Raw genomic sequence first — 16,255 nt, 5'->3', positions numbered from 1 at the left:
GTTTATCTACGTACGATAAGCCGCATTAATGCGGACATAGTCATAAGTTAAATCACAGCCCCAGGCCGTAGCCGAGCCATTTCCGATATGCAGCTTCACGTCAATATCCACGGTGTCTCCCTGAAGGTAAACCAGAGCCGCCTCCTCGTCAAAAGCAACCGGTCTTGACTGCTCCAGCACCGAAATCGGGCCTATGGCAATATCGACCGTCTCCGGATTAACCGGGCGGCCCGCACGGCCGACAGCCGCAATAATGCGTCCCCAGTTGGCATCTGCGCCGAATACGGCGGATTTGACCAGGCTGGAGCCAATGATCGTCTTGGCAATCGCTTGCGCGTCATCATCGCTTTCAGCACCGTCCACGCGAACCTCGATCAGGCGGGAAGCTCCCTCTCCGTCACGCGCGATATATCGTTGGTGCTTGTATCGCCATCCACCGTAATCATATTAAAGGTCAGATTGGTCGTTTGGCGCAGCAGCAGCTGCAGCGCTTCCTGACCAATGACCGCATCTGTCGTCATAAATCCGAGCATGGTCGCCATGTTCGGATGGATCATCCCCGACCCCTTTGCTGTTCCGGCGATAGTCACCTTCGTACCGTTAACTTGAACGGTCACGCAGGCTTCTTTTTTCACGAGATCGGTTGTCAAAATCGCTTGGCTGAAGCTCTCAGCCCCTTCGCTTCCGCCGCTGAGTCGTGCAGGCAGGCCGGCGATCCCCGAGGAAACGCGGTCCATCTTCAGCAGTTCCCCGATGACTCCCGTTGAGGCGACGGCCACATCGTTCTCGTCCAGGCCGAATTGCGCAGCCGTATTGGCACGCATCGTGTAAGCATCTTCTTCACCCTGCTTGCCCGTGCAGGCATTGGCATTCCCGCTGTTCACGACAATCGCGCGAAGCTTGCCATCCTGCAGGCTTTCACGCGTCACCTTCAGCGGTGCCGCTTGAAACAGGTTCGTTGTATATACAGCTGCCGCCACGGCAGGCACGTCACATACAATGACGCCCAGATCGTTACGGTCGGTCTTCTTAAGTCCACAGTGGAGCCCGGCAGCCTTGAAGCCTTGCGGCGTTACGATGCTGCCCCCATCAATAATCGCAAACATATTCTCTCCCATGTCTGTATCCCCAGCCGCTTACGGATAAATCGGCGTAAACGTAAGTCCGAGGCTCTCCTCCCATCCCATCATCAAATTCAGGTTCTGGATTGCCTGACCGGCCGCACCCTTCACCACGTTATCAATGACCGATATAATGGTCACTCTGTTCGTACGCGCATCTACCGCGAATCCGATGTCGCAGTAATTGGACCCGCTGACTTCTTTTGTCGCAGGCCATACGCCCAAGTCCCGGATTCTCACAAACTTGCGATCCTTGAAATACTGGCGATACAGTTCAATAAAATCCTCTTCCGAGTATGGACCATTCAGCGTGGCATACATGGTGGTCATGATTCCCCGCGTCATCGGCACCAAATGGGTGGTAAAGGTAACGGTAATCGGTTCGCCCGCCACCTGAGTCAATACCTGCTCAACCTCGGGAATATGCTGATGCTTATTCACCTTATAGGCTTTGAAGTTCTCATTGATCTCGGCATAATGCGTCATCAGACTCGTTCCCCGGCCTGCACCGGATACGCCGGATTTGGCATCGATAATAAGGGAAGAGGCATCGATCCATCCCGCGCTGATGGCCGGAATCAGCCCGAGCAGCGTCGCTGTCGGATAGCAGCCCGGATTGGAGATGAAATCGACATCGCGGACCTCTTCGCCAAACACTTCGCATAGACCGTATACGGCTTTCTCTAAAAGTTCCGCACTCGGAGCCGTATGCTTATACCACTGTTCATACGCTGCCCCGTCTTTTAAGCGAAAATCTCCCGACAGATCAATGACCTTCAGGCCTGCATCCAGCAGCTCCGGCACCAGCTTGGCACTGACGCCCGAAGGCGTGGCCGCGAACACCAGGTCTGCCACCTCAGCGATTTCCGCTGGGTTAACGCCATCCAGGTTCTGGGTCATGATATTTGTCAAATGCGGAAAACCGTCCGATATCGGTACGCCTGCAGTTGAAGACGAGATTACCGATGTAATCTCAACGCGCGGGTGTGCTTGCAGCAGCCGGATCAGTTCCACGCCACCGTAGCCGGTAGATCCTACAATAGCTACTTTTACTATGTTTGTGTCCGTCATTTCTCCTCATCCCTCTCCCCAAGGAACAGCTGAAGGACCTTATGCAAGGTCCCATTCATCCATCCTTCATCTCTACGTCATGCTCATCCGTTTCCTTCATCCGATCGATCACGCTGCCGCTGATGCTATCCTCATCATATGATGGGTTATCAAAAACCACGCGTGTCTACTGGTGCTTCTTGATATCATTTTTACTTCAAGAAGCAGTCAAGCTGGTGATGATCTTCTTCGGAGTTTTTTGTCTCCTGCGTTAGCACACGCTTTATTCTAGGTATTCATTGACTTTATCCGTCTCATAAATATGTATTATTATACGACTGTATTCATATAAATACAATGGATTATTCAAATTTGATCCCATTGCACATGATTCCAGTTGCCTTCAAATGCTAAAGAGATTCATATTCTTCTTTTAGAATGGAATATAATTTGAGGTCCCAATGTCGCCCTTTGGTCTTAATCCCCTTCCTCAACGTCCCCTCATAGGACATGCCGATCTTCTCCATCACACGCTGAGAACCGATATTCCCTTCTATGCAACGCGCTTGGATGCGCACAAGATCCATTTCACCAAATCCGAGTTTCAATAGAGCAGAAGCGGCTTCCGTCATGAGACCTTGTCCCCAACAATCCCGCGCAAGTACATATCCAATCTCGGCACTCTGCTGTTCGGGCTTCCACCATACGAAATCCACCGTCCCCACCAGACGTCCGCTTTCCTTCAGCTCGATCCCCCAAGGGGCAATATCATGCTTGGCATACTGAACAAGTATAAACTGGATGAATTTCTTACTGTCGTTGATCGAGCGGTGAGTTTCCCATGTTACGTACTTGGCAACCTCATCATCAGAGGCATAGGCATACATTTGATCCGCATCCTGCATCGATATTCTGCGAAGCCTCAGGCGCTCGGTTTCCAGCACCGGCAAATTAGCAAAGATCCGTTCGATTTCCATAATCTCCTACCCCCTGAACAATATTAGATACCATTATATGCTCTTTGCTAGAAAAATAAAGGAAAATTCAAGGCATATCGGCTTGGCTCCCACCGGACAGTAGATCCCATTCGGAAAAACGTCTATCGACGCACTTCACAGACGACAGACCGCGTGTAGAGGAAGCTTTGCTTGCAACTCAACGAACGGTTCAGCTTCGCTGAAAACTTATACATGCTATAGTCCACAAAAAAAAGAGACGGTGATATACACCGTCTCTCCGAGTGCCGAAAGCCTCTCGACACAGCTTCTATTGTTTTACGCCTTGATATTACGGAAGCCCTCACCCAATACCTCATGGGCATTGCTAATGATGACAAACGCATTCGGGTCCACCGATTGTACCACCGTTTTCAGACGGGGAATTTCACTCTGCCCGACGACGACCATCAGAACCGTCCGGTGTTCTCCCGTATAGCCTCCCTCTGCGGTCAGCTTGGTTAAACCACGGTCGAGATCCTCGAGAATGGCCTTGGTTATCGGCTCCGTATGATCGGATATAATGTAAGCCACCTTGGTGAAGCTAAAGCCCAGCTCAATCGCATCAATTACTTTGCCTGTCACGTACAGTCCAATGAGTGCGTACAACGCCTGCTCCAGCGACAGCACGAGGGCTGCCGAAGAGATCACAATCGCATCCAAGAGCACGACGCAAAGGGAGAAGCTGAGGCCGCTGTATTTTTGCAGGAGCTGAGCCACGATGGTCAATCCACCGGTTGAACCCCTGCCGCGATAGACCAGCCCCATGCCGATCCCGACGCCGATCCCGCCATAGATGGAAGCCAAGAGGGGATTGGAGGTTGGAATCGGCCAGTCCTTGGTCAAAAAAACGAACAATGGCAAAACCACGCTTCCCAGCAGGGAACGAATGCCGTAGTCACGTCCTAGCAGCCAGAAGCCGAGCACAAACAAGGGGATATTGAGTGCCCACTGCGTAAAGGCCGGTTCAATGCCGAGCCATGCTTGCGCAAGAACGGACAATCCGGATACACCGCCTGAGGCGATGTGGTTGGGCAAGAAAAACAGATTAAATGACAGCGCCATAATAAAGGAGCCGATGATGATAAAAACGGTGTCCACCGTCTGTCGAAGGGGACCGTTGATCGGAATCAGGGGTTCTCTTTTTCTTTTGTTAATCGATGGATTGCCAGCGGATTGCGCCATAGTTCTTCAAATCTCTCCTCAACGTCCTACTCGACTTCCTGCTTGATCTGGCTGCGCAAATATCCATCGATAAAAGCATCCAGATCCCCGTCCATGACGGCTCCTATATTACCGGTCTCCACCTGTGTACGATGGTCTTTCACCATGCTGTACGGATGGAAGACATACGAGCGGATCTGGCTGCCCCATGCGATATCGGACTGCTCGCCGCGGATTTCCGCCAATTCCTTCTGCTGCTCCTCGATCTTGCGCTCGTAGAGTTTGGAACGAAGCATGGTCATCGCACGCTCACGGTTCTTAATCTGGGACCGTTCATTCTGACAGGTTACGACCACACCTGTAGGCAAGTGAGTGATCCGTACGGCCGAGTCCGTCGTATTGATATGCTGACCACCGGCGCCGCTCGCACGGTAAGTATCAATCTTCAGGTCCTCCGTGCGGATGTCCAGTTCAATCTCATCGTTAATCTCCGGAACGACGTCACAGGACACAAATGAGGTATGGCGACGGCCGGAAGAATCGAACGGGGATATCCGAACCAGGCGATGCACGCCTTTTTCAGCCTTCAAATACCCGTAAGCATTGTAGCCCTTAATGAGCAGCGTCACGCTTTTGATTCCCGCTTCATCCCCAGGTAAATAATCCAGCGTCTCTACCTTGAAGCCGCGTTTCTCCGCCCAACGCGTATACATGCGATGCAGCATTTGGCCCCAGTCCTGCGACTCGGTACCCCCCGCGCCCGGATGCAGCTCAAGGATGGCATTCATTTTATCGTAAGGTTGGTTCAACAGCAGTTGGAGTTCAAACTCTTCCACACGCCCGACCAGGTCCTTGATCGTTTCTCCAATTTCCCCCGCAAGGGAGTCATCGCCTTCTTCATCCGCGAGCTCGATCATCACGACGGCATCGTCGTAATCCGCTTGCAGCTTCAGATATTGATCCACGGATGACTTCACGGCATTCATCTCGGCAATGAGCGCCTGAGCTTTCTCATTGTCGTCCCAGAAATCCGGGGCCGCCATCTTTTCTTCAAAGTTCTCAATCATCTCCTGCTTTAAATCTAAGTCAAAGAGACCCCCTAAGATTGGTTAGTTTCTTGCTAATTTCACGCAGGTCCTGCTTCACACTTGGATCGATCATGAGTCCTCGTCCCTTCTTATCTTCATGTAATAATTTCAGTATACCCTCTCCTGTATGAAAAACGTTCCATTTCAAGAGAAAATCCATGTCACATCGCTTCACAACATGTTTCGCTGTTTATTCAGATAAACTCCCTTAAGCGCAGCAGTGATTCCGGATCACGGTGGAATTGACCACAATCACCCGGTTCATCTGCCGCTCTTAAGGGAGTTGAAAAGTTCGCGCCCATATTCTGGACGGGCTTATAAGAATCACCGAATTCGTCGGTTTTAGCGAAACTGAACAAATTCGATCATCGCAAGAAAATGATCCTCTACACGCGATCCGACTGCTGTAAAAGCGCGTCGATGGATGCTTTTCTTATATTATATTCATCGCCAATGGGCCGTATCGCTTATGCGTTCTGTCCATGGCAGTGCTTATATTTCTTGCCGCTGCCGCAAGGGCATGCATCATTCCGGCCAATCTGTTCAGCCACTTGGACCGGACGCTTCTCGGCAGGTTCGCTGCTGCTGTTCGTGGAGACTTTGTTCTCGTCCACAACGGCTTGACGCTCCTGATTCGTCGCGATTTGGGCCTTCATGATGTACGTCGCCACTTCTTCCTGGATCGTCGCGATCATGGCATTAAACATTTCGAAGCCTTCGAATTGGTATTCGCGAAGCGGATCGGTACCGCCGTAAGCACGAAGGTGAATACCTTGACGCAATTGGTCCATTGCATCGATATGATCCATCCACTTACTGTCTACCGCACGCAGCACGATAACCTTCTCGAACTCGCGAACCATTTCTTCGCCGATGGCTTGCTCACGCTCTTCGTACTTCTTCATCACGCGATCGAAGATGTACTCGGTAAGCTCTTCTGCTTCTTTACCCCACAGATCTTCGCGGGTAACGGCACCCTCGTCCAGCAGCTTGCTGTTGACGTAGTCTGCCACTTCTTGCAGTTCCCAGTTCTCCGGAATGTCATCGCTGCAGTGAGCCTGAACGACACGATCAATGACCGGCTTAATCATCTCTACAACGATTTGCTTAATGTCTTGGGACTCCAAGATCTCGCGGCGCTGTTTGTAGATGATCTCACGCTGCTGGTTCATGACGTCATCATATTGGAGAACGACTTTACGCATGTCGAAGTTATTGCCTTCTACCCGCTTCTGCGCGGATTCAACCGCACGGGTAATCATTTTGCTCTCAATCGGCTGGTCTTCTTCAAAACCAAGACGCTCCATCATGTTCAGCACGTTGTCCGTACCAAAACGTTTCATCAGCTCATCGCCGAGGGACAGATAGAACTGAGTCGACCCCGGGTCACCCTGACGACCGGCACGACCACGCAGCTGGTTATCGATCCGGCGCGATTCGTGACGTTCTGTACCGATAATGTGAAGCCCGCCAATATCCTGCACGCCTTCACCAAGCAAAATATCCGTACCGCGTCCCGCCATATTCGTCGCGATCGTTACCGATCCCGGCTGACCGGCGCGGGAGATGATTTCCGCTTCCTCCGCATGGTACTTCGCATTCAGAACTTTATGCTGGACGCCTTTGCGCTTCAGCATTTCCGATAAACGCTCGGAGTTCTCGATGGAAACCGTACCCACCAGAATCGGCTGGTTCTTTTTGTGACGCTCCACGATCTCAGCTACAACCGCCTTAAACTTGCCCTCTTCGCTCTTGTAAACCACATCCGGCATGTCGATGCGCTGATTCGGTTTGTTCGTAGGAATTTGCAGCACTTCAAGACCATAAATCTTCTTGAATTCTTCTTCCTCGGTTTTCGCCGTACCGGTCATACCTGCCAGCTTGCGATACATCCGGAAGTAGTTCTGGAAGGTGATCGTTGCAAGGGTCATGCTCTCGTTCTGAACCTCGATGCCTTCCTTCGCTTCAATCGCCTGGTGGAGTCCGTCACTGTAGCGACGTCCAGCCATCAGACGTCCCGTGAATTCATCAACGATAACCACTTCATCATCGGTAACAACGTAATCCACATCGCGGCGCATGATCACGTTCGCTTTCAGCGCTTGTACAATGTGGTGGTTCAAGGTTACGTGGTTATGGTCATACAGGTTGTCGATACCGAAGGAACGCTCCGCAAGCGCCACACCTTTTTCAGTTAAGGCCACGGATTTGACTTTAATGTCTACCGTATAATCCTCTTCCGCAGTCAGACGCTTCACGAAACGGTCAGCGGCAAAATACAGCTCGGTCGATTTCTGAGCTTGACCCGAGATGATGAGCGGCGTACGCGCTTCGTCAACCAGGATGGAGTCCACTTCATCAATGATACAGAAATAGAGTGGGCGCTGAACCATCTGCTCTTTGTAGAGGACCATGTTATCCCGCAGATAGTCAAAGCCGAACTCATTGTTCGTTCCGTACGTAATATCGCAAGCATATGCCTGCTGTTTATCCGGGTGTTCCATGCCGCTCAGGTTAACCCCGACCGTCATTCCCAGGAAATTATATATTTGCGCCATCTCTTGGCTGTCACGCTGCGCCAGATAATCATTGACCGTTACAACGTGAACACCTTTGCCAAGCAGGGCATTTAAGTAAACCGGCAGCGTACCTACAAGGGTCTTACCTTCACCGGTCTTCATCTCTGCAATTCTGCCTTCGTGGAGGGCCATTCCTCCGATCAGCTGCACGTCATAGTGACGCTTGCCGAGTGTCCGTCTGGAAGCTTCACGAACTGTCGCAAACGCTTCAGGAAGCAATTCCTCCAGCGTCTCACCTTTCTCGATCCGCGCACGGAACTCTTCGGTTTTGGATTGCAGCTGCTCATCGGAGAGCTTCTCAAAATCCGGTTCCAGTTTGTTGATTACATCGACCGTCTTCATGAGACGTTTGACATCACGCTCGTTGGTGTCGCCGAATATCTTTTTGACAAGTCCTAGCATGGTTAACCCCTTTCGTGCAAAACAAGTGATAGAATCAACTTCATTAAATGCCAAAGGGTTAAATGATGAAATCGATTCATTGATTCCTTATGATGGTCCCACTTCATGCAGGCTAAAAAGCCCGTCCCATAAAATGAGGGTTTGCATAAATTGTAACAGTTTGTAAGGGATGCCGCAACAATATGTGCTATCACAAGAGATGTCTGTTACGTGAAGCCCTTACTCTATGAGACGCGGGAAGGCTCAAAAAAGTTGCGTGGAGCATTTACCCAGTCATAACCAATGGAAGTATATTCATTTCATAAATGAAACTCTACATCTAAGTGGGTGCCAAATATTCATCTCTCATTGTCCGAAAACAACAAAGACTCCGCCCTAGAACTATCGCTGAATCGTGGCTAACCGAACGTTAATCCTCTTATATAGGAAGTCCTTAAGACGTTGTACCTGAAGCTGTTAAAGAAACGGCCTCGTAGTCCCCTAAGAGCCACCTCATTGAAAAAATGATCGCACTATTCAGCACACTCCGATGGGCTTACCATCATATGCCAGCGTCTTTACGATGCCTATCGCATCGAAAACGTATATATCCAAATAAAGAGCCCCACCCGCTTACACGGATGAAGGCTCATCTTACATTTCAATTTCATTTCAACGTTTAAAATTTAAAATTCGATCAGGTCCAACTGCCTCTGCATTCCGTTTGGAATACCGTTTAAAAACTTAGTCCCGCTCGATCAATCCGTACTTGCCGTCATCACGCTTGTAAACGACATTTACTTCTTGTGTGTCAATGTTGGAAAATACGAAGAAATTATGGCCTACCATGTTCATCTGCAGGATCGCTTCTTCCACGTCCATCGGCTTCATGGTAAAACGTTTCGTACGGACAACTTCGTAATTGTCCTCGTCATACTCGACTTGCTCTGCATCCATCTGACTGGTTGCCGCTGCTCCGTTCGCCGCAATAAGCGTCTTCAGTCCGCCCTCTTGCTTGATCTTACGGTTCAGCTTGGTTTTGTGCTTGCGAATCTGACGTTCCAACTTGTCCACAACAGCGTCAATGGAAGCGTACATATCATCGCTTCGGTCTTCCGCACGCAGTACCACGCCTGTGAGCGGAATGGTCACTTCCACTGTGTGCAATCCTCGAATGACATTCAGGGTGACATATCCTTCGGAGGTGGGGGGTGCATCAAAATACTTATCTAGCCTGCTGAGTTTCTTGTCAACATAGTCTTTCAAAGCATCGGTCACTTCAATTTGTTGACCTCGGATAGTGAATTGCATTGGGCACTCCTCCTTTGCACCTTCATTATAGCATTTTGTTAAGGCTATGTAAAAAGTCAGAATTGTGAATTTTAGCACAATATTTTAAAGGGGTCGGCGCACAGAAAAAAGACTCCGGACGAACCGGAGTCTTGGGCTAGCGAATCTCGAACTGTTAATCATCTATACCGTTTATGTAGGTCGGCTGTGCCGGGATGATTATAATTTGATTACGTTAGCTGCTTGCGGGCCACGAGCGCCTTCAACGATCTCGAATTCTACGGATTGTCCTTCTTCCAGAGTCTTGAAGCCCTCGGATTGGATCGCGGAGAAATGTACGAATACGTCGCCGCCGTCCTCAGTCTCGATGAAGCCATAACCTTTCTCTGCGTTGAACCATTTCACTTTACCTTGCATGCACTAACATTCCCTTCATTGTCAAATAAAGTGTGACACTAATTGTCCACATTTCCGACTATAGCACCCGACTTATCCAGTGTCAATTACCAAGGAAAAGGTTTTCTTTTGCAAAAAAACCGGAAAAATGTCGACTTGGCTTCAGGCCTGAGTTGGCGGGCAAAAATAGTTTGCGGACAAAATAGGTTTATGGTTATTTACCCGGGGAGTGAGGGGGTGAAACAGGGTGCAAACCTATTTTGCAATAATTACAGTTCCTAGATTATCACTGACGGGCACATAAGGAATCGAATTCTCAGAACAGAAATTACGCACTGCTTCTTTCGCTCCCTTAAATATCGCATTATTATAATCATGAACAAAAATATATCCACCTTTTACTAACCGAGGATAAAAATACGTGAGTCCATCATATATCGGCTTATACAGATCAGTGTCAATACTTACAAAAGAGAACCGATCTTCAAGGCCTTCGGATGTTTCAGGAAAATAACCTTTTCTTATGTGTATATTTTCTGGGTGCTTCATTTTTTTCATGACAAGATCTATGGTTGTATCTGTGAATCGAGTGGTTTCACTAGAGTATTTTTTTTGTAAATCTATCAAGATATCTCTATTGTCAAATCCCTGAAACGTATCAAAAAGATACAGCTTCTTCGCTGGAAACAATCTATTAATATGCTTTGAAAAATCCCCTTTATATACGCCTAGCTCTGCAACATTACCTGGTATGTTACATGTATTGATCTCATTCGCGATGAGTTCTAATGTCGAAAGTCGAACATAATCAGTAAAACCATCAGTAAGTTCAAACTCTCTTTCCCTACCCAACATATTCATATTCACTAAAAAATAAGGCTCCATATTATTGCGGGATATTAGCTTAAAACTATTTTCATTTGTTTCTTCTAGTATTCTACGATTTGCCTGATCTTGAATTTCCTGAAACACCTTCGATCCGTTGATCTTAAATGTAATAATTTTTTCCTTCTCAAGATTTGCGTCCTTAAGTTGGTTAATTAACTCGTCATACTGACCACTCGCCAGTACGATATAGTCAAATTCATAATTCATTATTTGTTGTGGTGTAATTACAGGTTTATCTTCAAAAAACGTCCCATTCACTTTTGGATCACTATTAATAAATCCAATAATCTCTGCTTTGTTAGAATCGATATAGTTCTTTACAATACTCCATAAACCCCCGTTACCAAAGATCAATAGCTTATACATTTAATTTCATCTCCTGATAGTATAGACTTCAGTTAGCACTGTTTTCCAAAATTAATAGGGGTCTTTTATAAAATTCACTACTTGTTGAAATGTCCATAGATAAACACCAAGAATTAAATAAGTCTCTCGACTTGCTCTCATCATTATCTATGGTATCAAGTATGGATTGTGGCATCGTTTTATACTCCTGCTCCCTTTTAAAATAGTAAGCCACCTCTCGGATATTCCATCCGGAACGTTGGGCGCTATTATATAAATTAGAGAACATTTGATAACAGTCACTAGTAGGCACAATTGGCTTTGTTTTGTCGCCCCCCCAGTTATATCCCAACTGAAGAATTATCAAGGAAGAGACTTTTGAAAACTTATTCAGATAGTTCTCCATGTAATCCCAAACCTCATATGGTTCTTTCACTTTATCTTGATCGAAATCTACACCTGCGTGATGAAGCACGTTTAAAATCAATGCACAGTCGAATTCATTTTGCAGTGTGTCAAAGTTCTCTATTTGAAGTGGTTTATCTATTACTTTGATGTTAGTAAGATTAAAAATCTCGTTGATTTCTCGAATAAATTCTGCATGATTTTTATTAGGTTCAATTGCTGTGACACTTATATTGGGCAAATCCTTCATAAGACTATGGGAGAAGAAACCAGTATTAGCTCCAATATCAACAATACTATCTACCTTTAACTCCTGTAAAAAGCCCAAAATGAATTTATAACGAGCAGTATCCCCACGCCATTCTTCATTAATGTGCTCTTGATACCCGAGAGCCTCTTGTACAAAAGAAGGTATATTTTGATAAGTCGAATGCTTAGAAGAATCTTTGTACAGATTCTTAAGCTTTAATATTCTCTCGTTCATTTATTTGTCTCCCTTGATCTCATCGTAGAAGTAATTAAGGCTATCTTTCCTTAGATAAACATCGCTTAATAGATAATCAGGCAAATGTTGTATAACTTCAGGATTAACATGGTACATCACATCGTTATTTTTTATAGATTTCAATAAGCCTGACAGCCAAAGATATTCTCCATAGACATATGGGGGGGATGCTTTCGATTCTTCCTGAAGTTCACAACCGCACATCTGTAACCACAACTCTACTATTGGAACATTACAATCCATGGTTAATTGAAGGGGGCCCCAAAACCGGGGGTTTGCTTCTATCATGTAATCATTTTCCTTTGTTCTCTTTATCTCAACCATGACAACGCCATGGAAACCCAGTTCTAAAAAGAACCGTTTATACTTCTCACCGATGCTTTCATTGTGTATCTCTGCTGATACAGCTAGAACAATTGATTTTCCATTGCCTTGCTGAATGAAGTTTTTCTGAGAAAAGCTAACAACTGTTCCGGATTTATCAATGGAATATAACAAATAGTAAGATTCACCATTTACATATTCCTGAAAATAAAAATCATCCACATTATATAATCGTTGAAACTCTAACAATTCAAGTTGATGATTAATAATAACGGGACTAATAGTATTTGAAGTCGAATAATTTCTTGGCTTTGCCACTATCGGATAATTGGTTACAGCTTTTTCTGACAGCGTAATTTCAGTTGGAACTTTAATCCCTTTCATAGCACATAATTCACCAAAAGAGTATTTATTAGAAATCAACTCATATAAAGCTTTGTTCACTAAGGGAACTGATATATTTCTATCCTCCAAAAAACCTCTATGCTCTAAAATAAAGCGGTTAAGTGCTTCCGTACTTGGTACAATAGTGACCGTATCAACTTCATACCGTGTTCTTATATGTTCAATTGCATCTATAAATTCATCAAGATCTAGCTGTCTCTTTTTACGTATCCATTTAACGTGGGATGTATATGCTGTTAAATGAATTGGATCATTCTTATCTAAAGCAATGATAAAAAAGGTAATCTTATGTTTAGTAAAGATTCGGCATAAAGTTAACACCGCTCTGGTATTAAAACCCGAAAAAAGAATGAACGTGCGACTAGAATTAGAACCTTCTCTATTTAACACATTCATTCTCCTTCTCCATCGACGTTATTTGATTAATTATGATATGACATATCTCATCAATTATCGACTCTGATAATTCTCCGTACATCGGAAGGCACAGTATACGATTAGCCATCTCACCTGCAACTTCCATTGGAGGAGAATCGACAAAAGGAAGTCCGTCTAATGACGGATAAAAATATCTTCGAGGAAAAATCTCATGTTCTTCTAGTGCTTCTTTAACTCCTAATACGATTTCCTCATTTTTTAGTATGATTGGAAAATATGAATAATTTTTAGTTCCTAGTTGATTGAAAGAGACTACATCAATATCCGAGATAGAGGCTAATCGATCTTGGTAATACTTGTGGACTTGCTCTCTCTTTGAACGGATTATATCAATGTCATCTAGAACACATAAACCCATAGCTGCTTGAAATTCATTCATTTTTGCATTTATACCTAGGACTTCTGGAATCCCATTTGATCCAAATCCAAAGTTTATTAACTGCTTTGCTTTTTTATAAAGTTCATCATTCTGCATGATTATTGCTCCACCCTCAATAGTGTGGAATAGCTTGGTTGCATGAAAACTTACAATAGAAACATCACCAAAATTTAAAATACTCTTTCCTTGGTAATCAGTACCAAATGCATGCGCTGCATCATATATCACTTTTAAATTATGTCTATCAGCAATTTTTTGGATTTGATCAACTTCGCATGGATTTCCGAATACGTGCACCGGTAAAATACAAGAGGTATCCTTAGTAACCTTTTCTTCAATCTTTGTAACATCTATATTTAAAGTCTCGGGATTAATGTCCGAGAAAACTGGCTTTAACCCTCCCCAAATCAAGCTACTTGTTGTCGCCACGAAAGAGAAGGGAGTCGTAATAACGTCCCCCTTAAGCTCAAGCAATTTATAAGCTAATTGCAGAGCAAGCGTTCCATTAGAAACAAGAACCAGGTAGGGAACGCCTAGATAATCTTTTAACTTATTCTCGAGTTCTCGAACTAAGGTTCCATTATTCGTCAATTGGTTAGAGGCAAATATTTGTTGTACATATTCTTGGTATTTCCCGATATTTGGAAGGTATGTCTTGGTAACTGGGATCATTGCAATTCACTTTCCTCAGCATCTTTTTTCAATAGGATATAGGCATTACTATATTTCTGACTAAGAAAATTCATTATTTTATCGATTTGATCATAATTATTCTGAACTCGCAGCGTATTGAATCTCCATCTAAAATAGGCATATATACGAAACCCTAGCCACTTATCCATCAGCTCATCCGATGGAAAATAGTTTTTATTAGCAAACCTCCTTAAACTGTCTAACTCCTTAATTGTGGAATAATCGTACTGGGGAGGCATGTTATAGCTAATGCTTTGCTCATGTACTCGATATACTCCTACATTATCTTGTATAAATCCAACATTCCCTGCCAGCATAAGTTTCAAATATAAAAATAAATCTTTACTCATCGTTTCTTCTAAAAGGCATTCCATCTGAACAAGTAATTCCCTTCGAAATACGCTTGTCAGTAGACTCGTAATATGTGGGTAATCCCTCGTCTCATAAAACATAAAATAATGCAAGCCATTAACTTCTTCATTTAAATAAACTCCCGTTTGTTGCTCCTCCCCAGTAGATATATTTAGCTTCGTACAGTTTGCAAAGACAAATGATAATGTCTTGTTACTTTCTAATAAACACACAGCTTTCAAGACATAATTAGGATCTGTTAGATAATCATCGTGGTTAACGAAAAGTACGTATTCCCCGTCTCCATATTGATAAAATGCTTGACACCCATTAATTCCAGGTCCTAAATTCTGAGTGTTTCTCTTATAGTTAACTCTGCACTCTCCTGAAAATCGCTCCATCATAGATTCCGTACCATCGGTAGAACAATCATCCGCGACTATAATCTCTATATTAGGATATATTTGCGAAAGTAAACTCTCAATTGTTTGTTTGAGATAATTTTCTTGATTATATGCTGTAACTATGACACTTACTTTTGGAATGCTGCTCTTGTTTTCCAGGAGAATATTAGTAACAGGAACCTTTAGCAATGAAAGTAGAACACTGAGTTTTTGTGAGAGTTCTTCTTTCAACATTTCATCCTTCGTTACTAGTTGAGCGATATAAAAATGAAAGGCTGATTTGGAGTAATCTTCTACATTTTCATAAATAAAGCCTATATTATAATTTAAATCTTCATGCAATGGATATTTTTGGATTCCCTCTTCCAATATTGTCTGTGCTGTTTGTAAATCATTTAGTTTAAAATGAAACATGGATTGTAAAATAACAATATCTGGATCGCTTCCATATTTATCAGAATAGAGTTCCAGTAAATCCATAGCTTTCATAAAATCTTTTGATTGCATTAAATCGTAGATATCTGCTTTTAATTTTAAGCTGAGTTCAAAATCCATTTGATTTATCCTTTTCTTATAAGTTATCTTCTACTGTCCTATATCGTGTAATATCGGCATGTTTTTGCACAAACTTGATAGCATAGAATGAATATGACTCCAATCGGCAACTTAAAGATTATCGAAAATATAATAATGCATATCAATCGGGTGAAACGCAATAAACTTACCTATCGCTTCTCGACGTTATTGATTATTAATGGTTTACCGTTAAAGTATCTTAACTGATAATTCAAGGAGCTCCAGTGATGAATCTAGGCAATAAGAAAACACATAGATAAATCCATATTTTATATAAGAATACCTCGTTAAAACCAAAAGCAGACCCACGAAGGACGCACCTTTAGTAGTCTGCTTGCATTTAGATCTTTTAAAAATTGTATACCGGACAAAGAGTTGTTCCGGCAAAAGTAAATATGATGTGAATAAATCCATGATTTCATTTATAAATTTAGAAAATAGCATCTGGTATTTAGTAGATCCTCAATCTGCCTTTCAG

At 44.3% G+C, this 16,255-nt stretch carries 12 protein-coding genes and 1 pseudogene; all 13 read right to left on the bottom strand.

Features of this window, described 5'->3' with window-relative positions:
• Positions 1 to 6 precede the first annotated feature (6 nt).
• The 13 genes and pseudogenes from ACPV3A_RS01075 to ACPV3A_RS01015 all read right to left on the bottom strand — a co-directional run bounded on the left by ACPV3A_RS01075 (position 7) and on the right by ACPV3A_RS01015 (position 15,756).
• Positions 7 to 1,118: pseudogene (locus tag ACPV3A_RS01075) on the bottom strand (bifunctional ornithine acetyltransferase/N-acetylglutamate synthase).
• 18 nt (positions 1,119 to 1,136) lie between these two features.
• Positions 1,137 to 2,192, bottom strand: a complete 1,056-nt coding sequence (gene argC / locus ACPV3A_RS01070; protein WP_426197918.1) for an N-acetyl-gamma-glutamyl-phosphate reductase — start codon at positions 2,190 to 2,192, stop codon at positions 1,137 to 1,139.
• Positions 2,193 to 2,581: 389 nt separating this feature from the next.
• The gene (locus ACPV3A_RS01065) at positions 2,582 to 3,148 is read right to left on the bottom strand and encodes a GNAT family N-acetyltransferase (protein WP_426197917.1); all 567 of its coding nucleotides are present in this window, start codon (positions 3,146 to 3,148) and stop codon (positions 2,582 to 2,584) included.
• Positions 3,149 to 3,445: 297 nt separating this feature from the next.
• Positions 3,446 to 4,351, bottom strand: a complete 906-nt coding sequence (locus ACPV3A_RS01060) for a YitT family protein (RefSeq protein WP_071219787.1) — start codon at positions 4,349 to 4,351, stop codon at positions 3,446 to 3,448.
• A gap of 26 nt (positions 4,352 to 4,377) precedes the next feature.
• Positions 4,378 to 5,491, bottom strand: a protein-coding gene (gene prfB / locus ACPV3A_RS01055) for a peptide chain release factor 2 (RefSeq protein ID WP_113059739.1) whose coding sequence is annotated in 2 segments (ribosomal slippage) — positions 4,378 to 5,418 and positions 5,420 to 5,491 — 1,113 coding nt in all. Because the reading frame shifts where the segments join, the coding sequence is not laid out codon by codon here.
• A 394-nt stretch (positions 5,492 to 5,885) separates the two neighbouring features.
• On the bottom strand, positions 5,886 to 8,399 hold the full coding sequence (secA, locus tag ACPV3A_RS01050) for a preprotein translocase subunit SecA (protein WP_071219788.1): 2,514 nt from the start codon (positions 8,397 to 8,399) through the stop codon (positions 5,886 to 5,888).
• A gap of 723 nt (positions 8,400 to 9,122) precedes the next feature.
• Positions 9,123 to 9,689 carry a ribosome hibernation-promoting factor, HPF/YfiA family gene (gene hpf / locus ACPV3A_RS01045; protein WP_113059715.1) on the bottom strand — a complete coding sequence of 189 codons (567 nt, stop codon included), beginning with the start codon at positions 9,687 to 9,689 and terminating at the stop codon, positions 9,123 to 9,125.
• Positions 9,690 to 9,887: 198 nt separating this feature from the next.
• On the bottom strand, positions 9,888 to 10,085 hold the full coding sequence (locus ACPV3A_RS01040) for a cold shock domain-containing protein (RefSeq protein WP_009594275.1): 198 nt from the start codon (positions 10,083 to 10,085) through the stop codon (positions 9,888 to 9,890).
• A 234-nt stretch (positions 10,086 to 10,319) separates the two neighbouring features.
• Positions 10,320 to 11,318, bottom strand: coding sequence for a TylF/MycF/NovP-related O-methyltransferase (locus tag ACPV3A_RS01035; protein ID WP_426197916.1), 999 nt, complete (start codon positions 11,316 to 11,318; stop codon positions 10,320 to 10,322).
• 28 nt (positions 11,319 to 11,346) lie between these two features.
• A complete protein-coding gene (locus ACPV3A_RS01030) occupies positions 11,347 to 12,186 on the bottom strand; it encodes a class I SAM-dependent methyltransferase (RefSeq protein WP_426197915.1) in 840 nt (279 codons plus the stop codon).
• Positions 12,187 to 13,326: an ATP-grasp domain-containing protein gene (locus ACPV3A_RS01025; RefSeq protein WP_426197914.1), complete on the bottom strand. Its 1,140-nt coding sequence runs from the start codon at positions 13,324 to 13,326 to the stop codon at positions 12,187 to 12,189.
• Entirely contained in the window at positions 13,316 to 14,425 is a 1,110-nt protein-coding gene (locus tag ACPV3A_RS01020) for a DegT/DnrJ/EryC1/StrS family aminotransferase (RefSeq protein ID WP_426197913.1), read from the bottom strand. Before ACPV3A_RS01020 ends, ACPV3A_RS01025 begins: the two co-directional genes overlap by 11 nt.
• Entirely contained in the window at positions 14,422 to 15,756 is a 1,335-nt protein-coding gene (locus ACPV3A_RS01015; protein WP_426197912.1) for a glycosyltransferase, read from the bottom strand. Before ACPV3A_RS01015 ends, ACPV3A_RS01020 begins: the two co-directional genes overlap by 4 nt.
• Between the last annotated feature and the right edge of the window lie 499 nt (positions 15,757 to 16,255).

The sequence above is a fragment of the Paenibacillus sp. Dod16 genome, assembly GCF_049893405.1.
Taxonomy (GTDB): domain Bacteria; phylum Bacillota; class Bacilli; order Paenibacillales; family Paenibacillaceae; genus Paenibacillus_AQ.
This window is presented reverse-complemented; position numbering and strand designations above follow the sequence as displayed.